Raw genomic sequence first — 8,167 nt, forward strand, 5'->3', positions numbered from 1 at the left:
CTAATAGCCTCATCAATAAATAATTTGCCATGTGAGTGACTTTCAGATATATTCGTAGCGACTAAAGGGTTGGGCCCAATACCTTTAATTTGAAAATGTCCGTTTAATCCACATCTAGCGCTACCACCGTTGCACACCTCATGTCGAGAACCATATTGATCTGCCATGAACTGTTTTTTATCATTAATTTCCATTCTTTGTTTCTTAGCATATCCTTTGGATACGTAGCTAAAATTGTCAATCAACTCTCCTTTAAGAAAATTTTCATCAAACGCTATGTTGTATTCTTCAATTAGATTTCTATTAATCCAAACAACTTCAGTTTCGTTTAATTTATAAGCATAAAATGAAACAAAGGACTCTTCTGGCAAGTCATTGCCTACACTCGGAGTGTTATGCGTTCCAACTAGCTTATATGTTTTCAGTAGTTCAATACCCATACAGACTCCGTTTGTTTGTTTTAATTATATTTCCTTGAGTATCCCGAATACAAATATTCACTTCACCAAGAGTAAGATTCGTAGATGATAAGAAAAACTTGTACAGTTCTTTTAGCTGACTGATCTTATTTTTCTCTACAAACCAGTCCACAACTATTAAGTTGCTCCCTTCATTCCAATTCATTGGCTTCAGTGAGAACCTAGGTCGAGTCATATAATTTGATAACGTTAATTCATCAACCCATGCCCAAATAACGTACCCTGTAAATTCGACATCGCTAGGTAATTTTAAAAACTTATATTGCCTATGAATTACCGCTGGTTTTATCCAGTGTAAAAACGAAGCTATGTTCAGATCACTGCGTTGATTACATTTAGACATTACCTCTACAAACCGCCCTAATTCGTGAGTAACTTCTAACTTTGATAAAGGACCATAGCGTAGGCCGGATATTTTACCGTTAAGAATAGATACAGGATTACTTTTCATTACAACCTACATAGTTACGGTTATTTAGTACTTTCGATATTAAATACTAAAGTTTAAATAAAGCGCTTACTACCTGTTATTATTTGGATTCACAACGCTAGTTTTATTATTAATAAACATAATTATTACAACATTTTGCGAGGGAGACTTCGTGTAATTAGGCGACTCTGTCTTTAGACTTAATTACGTATTAAAGCCCTTGTTTGCTAACATATGAGTAATGTGGATGTAACTTATAGTAGCTCCCTGGTGGTACCAGGTATGGTATTTACACTTATTGAGGTTCGCTGTAACGGCTTAATATTATGCTGGCTCTTTCTTCAGTAAGTATATGATCAACTGTTATGCTGGCTTGAAAATAAAGAAATCTAAAATGAGAATGGATTGGATATTTTCAATGTAGAGGAAAGTGCAACATGTTGGGAAGAACCGTGCCACTCACCAACTGTCTACATTGAATGTCTAAAAATTTGTTATTCCGATGGCGACATCCTATAACAGCATAATTTGGCAAACTATAGAGATGAAAAAAGCCCGACCATTTCTGATCGGGCTTTCTAAATGATGGAGGCGCCTCCCGGAGTCGAACCGAGGTCCACGGATTTGCAATCCGCTGCATAGCCACTCTGCCAAGGCGCCTTCAGTCGTGTTTTAAGAGAACGACTCTGTTGATTACTACCCAACAAGGTAACAATCAAATAGATGGTGCCCCGGGCCGGACTTGAACCGGCACAGCGCGAACGCCGAGGGATTTTAAATCCCTTGTGTCTACCAATTCCACCACCAGGGCACGCAATTCTTTATTGCGATGCCGATTACTGAAAAGTAAAACACCATCTTAATGTCAAAATGAATCAACATTACAAAATTTGGAGCGATACATCGGGTTCGAACCGATGACCTCAACCTTGGCAAGGTTGCGCTCTACCAACTGAGCTAGTATCGCATTTTCATTACTCTACGAAAGAGATAATGGAGGCGCCTCCCGGAGTCGAACCGAGGTCCACGGATTTGCAATCCGCTGCATAGCCACTCTGCCAAGGCGCCTTAGTAACTCCAATCGAATCGCTTATTGCCATCCTCTTGGGTACGGGATGCATTCTACGGATTCGAGCGTTTGAGTCAATATTATTTTTGTATTTTTAATTCGTTTGAATAGATTTTATACGAAACAGGCTAAATAGCTGACTTTGTGTGCAAAGCACTTTGTGGACAGGCTATTCAAAGGAGATCTATATCACATTAGATATCCACTATTGATAATTTAACCTTAGGTTAAAGATCAAAAAAGCGAGCCTCAGCTCGCTTCTTCATCAATGGTGTTTTTCGTCTAACAAATCATCTTTGGCGGCCATCAAGTATTGCGCCATTGACCAGTAAGTAAGAACGGTTGCAACATAGAGTGCAATGTAACCCACCCAAACCATCCAGTCGTCGTATCGCCAGATAAGTACCCAAAGAGCGAACATCTGAGAAACGGTTTTCACTTTACCAACCCAAGATACCGCAACGCTTGCACGTTTGCCGATTTCAGCCATCCATTCACGAAGCGCCGAGATGATAATTTCACGACCAATCATGGTCACCGCGGGAATAGTCACCCAGATCGAGTGATAGTGCTCGGTAACTAAGATAAGAGCAGTAGCAACGAGCACTTTATCCGCCACGGGGTCAATAAAGGCACCAAAGCGAGACGTTTGTCCTAGTTTACGAGCCAGCATGCCATCTAGCCAGTCAGTAAAACCCGCTACCCAAAACACCATTGCAGCAGCAAAAGGAGCCCATTCATAAGGTAGGTAAAAAACAACAACGAATACTGGGATTAAAAATAGTCTCAGTAAGGACAAAATGTTAGGTATATTCAAACGCATATTATTAGGCTCTTATCAATTGCGCTTTAATGGTGCGGGATTTTTACTATTGTTTCAATGCTTGATAAATGTTTTCTGCCAAAGAATGACTAATGCCCGGCACTTTGGCTATTTCTTCGACAGTTGCGCGCTTAAGTTCTTGTAAGCCACCCATATATTTCAACAAAGATTGACGACGCTTAGGCCCTACCCCTTCAATTCCTTCAAGTGCACTGGTTCTACGCGTTTTACCACGTTTTGCTCTGTGCCCGGCAATAGCATGATTATGGCTTTCGTCACGAATATGTTGGATAAGGTGTAGCGCTGGCGCATCACTGGGTAAATTGAACTCTTCGCCTTCAAGAGTCACCAAGGTTTCTAAACCCGGTTTACGCGTAACCCCTTTGGCTATACCCATCATTCTTGGTCGAAATGGCCAATCACCCCAATATTGAGAAATGATCTCATGAGCGCGGTTGAGCTGACCTTTACCACCGTCGATAAAAATGATGTCTGGGATCTTATCGACATCAAGTTGCTTCGAGTAACGCCTCTCAAGCGCCTGAGCCATTGCCGCGTAATCATCACCACCGGTAATGCCAGTGATGTTGTAACGGCGGTATTCCGGCTTAACAGGGCCTTCCTGATTGAACACCACACAAGACGCTATCGTACTTTCACCCATGGTATGACTGATATCAAAACATTCCATCCGTTTAATCACATCCATCGACAACACTTCTTGAAGCTCTTTAAAGCGCTGATTGATGGTCATCTTGTGATTAATCTTAGTGGTAATAGCCGTCAATGCATTGGTATTCGAGAGTTTAAGGTAACGACCTCGAGTACCTGAAGGGTTGGTATTGAAGTGAATCTTACGACCCGCCACTTCACACAAGGCTTCTTGAATCGGTGTGATATCTTCCATCAAATCGGCATTGAGAATCAAACGAGTTGGGATGGTTCTCGCTTCATTATGCGCAAGATAATATTGGCTTAAAAAGCTCGAAAAAACCTCTTCTCGCACCGTATTGTTGGGAATTTTCGGGAAATGGCTTCTACTGCCTAAAACCTTGCCTTGGCGAATCATCAAGATATGAATACACGCTACGCCATTCTCTTGAGCAAAGCCCAACACGTCCATATCTTCCATTGAGTCGTCGGATACATATTGTTGTTCTTGCACGCGTCGAATCGCTTGGATTTGGTCACGGAACGCGGCAGCTTGCTCAAAGCGAAGCTCTCGGCTTGCTGTGTCCATCTTTTCGATGAGCGTCTCAAGGACTAACTTGTCCTTCCCTTGCAAGAACAGACGAACGTAGTCGATAAGTTCACTGTACTCTTCATCAGAGATGATTGAGCTGACACATGGCGCAGCACAACGGCCAATCTGATACATCAAACACGGGCGCGTTCTGTTGGCATAAACCGTATCTTCACACTGGCGAGCAGGAAAGATTTTTTGTAGTAGGTGCAACGTCTCACGCACAGCGCCGGAATCAGGGTAAGGACCAAAGTATTCGCCCTTTTTCTTTTTAGCACCACGATGCATCGACAAACGAGGATGCTTGTGACCGCTAATAAAAATATAAGGGTACGACTTATCATCACGCAAAAGTACGTTGTATTTAGGCAAGTACTGCTTGATGTAGTTATGCTCAAGGATGAGCGCTTCTGTTTCCGTGTGCGTTACAGTGACATCGATCTTGTCAATATTGCTGACTAAAGCGCGTGTTTTTTCACTGTCGACTTTTTTACGGAAATAACTGGAAAGGCGTTTTTTGAGGTTCTTAGCTTTACCGACGTAAATAACAACAGCCTCGGCGTTATACATTCGATAAACGCCGGGCTGCTCTGTTACTGTCTTGAGGAATGAGACTGAGTCAAACAAGTTGGTCACTATACGATCTCAGTGTTAAAGGGTCTCAGTGTCTAACATTCCATGTCTAATCGCTAAATGCGTCAGCTCTACATCGCCACTGATATCCAGCTTACTGAACAAGCGGTAGCGGTAACTGTTGACTGTTTTAGGACTTAGATTGAGTTGTTCTGAAATATCCGTCACTTTCTGACCTTTGGTAATCATCATCATGATTTGAAGTTCACGTTCAGATAAGTCTGCGAATGGATTTTCAGACGCAGGCGAGAATTGGCTCAAAGCCATCTGCTGCGCAATTTCTGGCGAAATGTATCGTTGGCCACTATTAACCACTCGAATTGCATTTACCATTTCATCCGGACCTGCCCCTTTAGTAAGGTAACCAGCAGCTCCAGCTTGCATCACTTTAGTTGGAAACGGATTTTCCGTATGAACAGTTAAAACGATGATTTTAACATCAGGGTTGAAACGCAAGATTTTCTTGGTTGCTTCTAAGCCACCAATACCAGGCATATTCATATCCATCAAAATAACGTCAGTATTGTTAGTACGACACCATTTTGCAGCATCTTCACCGCTTTCAGCTTCCCCTGCTACGTTCATTCCACGGACGTCTTCAATAATACGTCGTATCCCTGTGCGAACCAGCTCGTGATCATCTACAAGGAAAACATTTATCAAACTTGTATCTCCACACTATTAATTGGCTCTGCAACCACTGTGTCATTTCATCTGTTTGAAACAATTGAACAAAGGAACAGTGAATCGCAGCATTGAGTACATCTTAACTTAATTACTAAAAAAAAGCTCTGTTGAATATGTGCTGAAACACGAACTTTAGCAAGTACTTATTAACAAATAAGCCAACTAAAACAACAAGCTTTTTCTAAAAATCAACCAGTTAAAACAACACCCAATAAAATTACACAAGATAAAGATATTTTCAATACCATTGAATAGCCATTCGCGACAATTTCACTTATTTGCTTATAGAGTCCCGTTATTTGCCTCTGTTAACTAGAATTTAGTTAGTATTTTTGCTGCCTGTTATGCGCTGAGAGTCGCTAGGTGGTAGTATTCAATTCCCAATTTCAATAGGTTACTACATTGGATATTCAGCAAGGCTTTGTACTCACAAGACAAGCAAGAGACTTTTCAGGGCGCACACAAATCGACTTGTGGTTAAGCACCCCTCAAGGCCCTACGCTACTGACTATTCAAAATGAAAAGCCTGTATTTTTTGTCGCGCAAACTGATGTTGAAGCATGTCAGGCTATCGCAGCGAAAGAGTCTATCAATTGCCAGTTAAAGCCTTTGGAGCTAGCAACATTTGACCAAACCCCTTTAGCCGCTTGTTACACTTCCTTATCGAGAAGCAGCTTCGGGTTAGCTCAAGCCTTTAACGGTGAAGAGATCCAAACCTTTGAAAGTGATATTCGACTGGCCGATCGTTTCTTGATGGAGCGCTTTATCAAGGGCAGTATCGAATTCACAGGCACTATCACTCCAAAAAGACAGCATCGCAGAGTATCGAACGCAAAATGCCGAACTGGCGATTACTTGCCAAACTTGTCTGTGGTTTCGCTTGATATTGAGTGTTCGGAAAAAGGTGTGCTTTATTCCATCGGCCTAGACAGCCCGATGGATAGCCGAGTGATAATGATTGGCCATCCACAAGAAGCAAACACCAATATCCAATGGGTTGCCAACGAGAAAGCGCTGCTTGAAGCCATGATTGCGTGGTTCTCCGAATTTGACCCGGACATCATCATTGGTTGGAATGTCATTGATTTCGACTTTAGGCTGCTGCATAAGCGTTCGGAATGGAACGAAGTGAAACTCAGTATTGGTCGCGACAATCAACCGAGCTTCTTTCGCAGCTCCGCACAAAACCAGCAGGGCTTCATTACCATTCCTGGTCGCGTGGTCTTAGATGGTATCGATATGCTTAAAACAGCAACCTACCATTTCCGCTCTTGGTCTCTTGAGTCCGTGTCACAAGAGTTACTGGGCGAAGGCAAAGACATTCATAATGTTCATGACCGCATGGATGAAATCAATCGAATGTTTAAGTTCGATAAACCTTCACTTGCCAAGTACAACCTTCAAGACTGTGTGCTAGTAAACCGAATCTTCGAACACACTCACCTACTCGATTTTGCTATTGAACGTTCTCGCTTAACTGGTGTTGAACTTGATCGCGTTGGCGGCTCTGTCGCGGCTTTTACTAACTTATACATGCCTCAGATACACCGAGCGGGTTATGTCGCGCCGAACTTAGAACCCGAGAACTGGATCGCTAGCCCCGGTGGCTATGTGATGGAATCGATTCCCAACCTTTATGACTCTGTGTTGGTACTCGATTTTAAGAGCCTTTACCCATCGATCATTCGTTCTTTCTTAATTGACCCGATGGGGTTAATTGAAGGACTAAAGTTAGAGTTAGGCTCTGAAGAAGACCAAGCAGTGGCTGGGTTTCGTGGCGGTCAATTCCACCGCTCTAAGCACTTTCTACCAGAGATGATCGAAAATCTCTGGGCAGCGCGTGATGTCGCAAAGAAAAATAACGAGAAAGCTTTTTCTCAGGCGATTAAGATCATCATGAACTCTTTCTATGGTGTGCTGGGTTCTTCTGGTTGTCGTTTCTTTGATACTCGCTTGGCATCCTCTATCACCATGCGTGGTCATGAGATAATGAAGCAAACCAAGGTTCTGATCGAAGATAAAGGGTATCAAGTAATTTACGGAGATACCGATTCAACTTTCGTGTCTCTTAATGGCAGTTTTGAGCAAGAACAAGCAGACGAGATTGGTCACTCCCTTGTGGCTTACATCAACGACTGGTGGACGAATCACTTAAAAGAAACCTACAACCTAACCTCAATACTCGAACTGGAATACGAAACTCACTATCGCAAGTTTCTAATGCCGACCATTCGAGGCTCTGAGACAGGGTCGAAGAAACGTTATGCAGGTCTAATCAATCAAGGTGACCAAGAGAAGATCATTTTTAAAGGCCTTGAAAGTGCACGAACCGATTGGACGCCCCTTGCACAACAGTTCCAACAAACCTTGTATGAGATGGTCTTTCACGACCAAGATCCAAGTGATTATGTTAGACAGTTTGTCGATGAAACATCCGCGGGCAAACACGATGACCTACTGGTTTACCAAAAACGCTTGCGCCGTAAGTTGCATGAATACCAGAAGAACATTCCGCCACAGGTTCGCGCTGCTAGATTAGCCGATGAGATCAATGCTCAGCTCGGTCGCCCGCTTCAATATCAAAACAAAGGGCGTATTGAATATTTGATTACGCTGAGTGGCCCCGAGCCCAAGGAGTATTTGAAGAGCGGTATCGATTATCAACATTACATCGACAAGCAGATTAAACCGGTCGCAGAAGCGATTCTGCCATTTATAGGGTTAGATTTTGAAAGAGTCAGCGGCCAGCAGCTAGGTCTGTTCTAGATTTAATTCTCTTTTCGACGCGACATTAGACTCGAGA

General features: G+C 42.7%; 5 protein-coding genes, 4 tRNA genes and 1 pseudogene. 1 reads left to right on the top strand and 9 read right to left on the bottom strand.

Annotated features, from left to right (window positions below; genetic code table 11):
- The 9 genes and pseudogenes from AB4496_RS15035 to uvrY form a co-directional block, all read right to left on the bottom strand.
- Positions 1–440, bottom strand: a pseudogene (locus AB4496_RS15035) (MchC protein); the annotation flags it as partial.
- The gene (locus AB4496_RS15040; RefSeq protein WP_017098612.1) at positions 430–930 is read right to left on the bottom strand and encodes a toxin-activating lysine-acyltransferase; all 501 of its coding nucleotides are present in this window, start codon (positions 928–930) and stop codon (positions 430–432) included. The gene AB4496_RS15040 and the pseudogene AB4496_RS15035, both read right to left, overlap by 11 nt.
- 565 nt (positions 931–1,495) lie before the next feature.
- Positions 1,496–1,569, bottom strand: a tRNA-Cys gene (locus tag AB4496_RS15045).
- A 64-nt stretch (positions 1,570–1,633) separates the two neighbouring features.
- A tRNA-Leu gene (locus tag AB4496_RS15050) sits at positions 1,634–1,720 on the bottom strand.
- An 80-nt stretch (positions 1,721–1,800) separates the two neighbouring features.
- Positions 1,801–1,876: transfer RNA gene (locus tag AB4496_RS15055), tRNA-Gly, on the bottom strand.
- A gap of 27 nt (positions 1,877–1,903) precedes the next feature.
- Positions 1,904–1,977: transfer RNA gene (locus tag AB4496_RS15060), tRNA-Cys, on the bottom strand.
- 266 nt (positions 1,978–2,243) lie between these two features.
- Positions 2,244–2,801, bottom strand: coding sequence for a CDP-diacylglycerol--glycerol-3-phosphate 3-phosphatidyltransferase (gene pgsA, locus AB4496_RS15065; RefSeq protein ID WP_012604331.1), 558 nt, complete (start codon positions 2,799–2,801; stop codon positions 2,244–2,246).
- Between the two features lie 46 nt (positions 2,802–2,847).
- The gene (gene uvrC, locus AB4496_RS15070) at positions 2,848–4,680 is read right to left on the bottom strand and encodes an excinuclease ABC subunit UvrC (RefSeq protein WP_086027554.1); all 1,833 of its coding nucleotides are present in this window, start codon (positions 4,678–4,680) and stop codon (positions 2,848–2,850) included.
- Positions 4,681–4,695: 15 nt separating this feature from the next.
- Positions 4,696–5,340, bottom strand: a complete 645-nt coding sequence (uvrY, locus tag AB4496_RS15075) for a UvrY/SirA/GacA family response regulator transcription factor (protein ID WP_004729778.1) — start codon at positions 5,338–5,340, stop codon at positions 4,696–4,698.
- Positions 5,341–5,766: 426 nt separating this feature from the next.
- Between uvrY and AB4496_RS15080 the strand changes: the two genes are divergently transcribed.
- The gene (locus tag AB4496_RS15080; RefSeq protein ID WP_102257856.1) at positions 5,767–8,130 is read left to right on the top strand and encodes a DNA polymerase II; all 2,364 of its coding nucleotides are present in this window, start codon (positions 5,767–5,769) and stop codon (positions 8,128–8,130) included.
- Positions 8,131–8,167: the final 37 nt, after the last annotated feature.

The organism is Vibrio sp. 10N.222.46.A1, from assembly GCF_041473595.1.
GTDB classification, from domain to species: Bacteria; Pseudomonadota; Gammaproteobacteria; order Enterobacterales; family Vibrionaceae; genus Vibrio; species Vibrio tasmaniensis_A.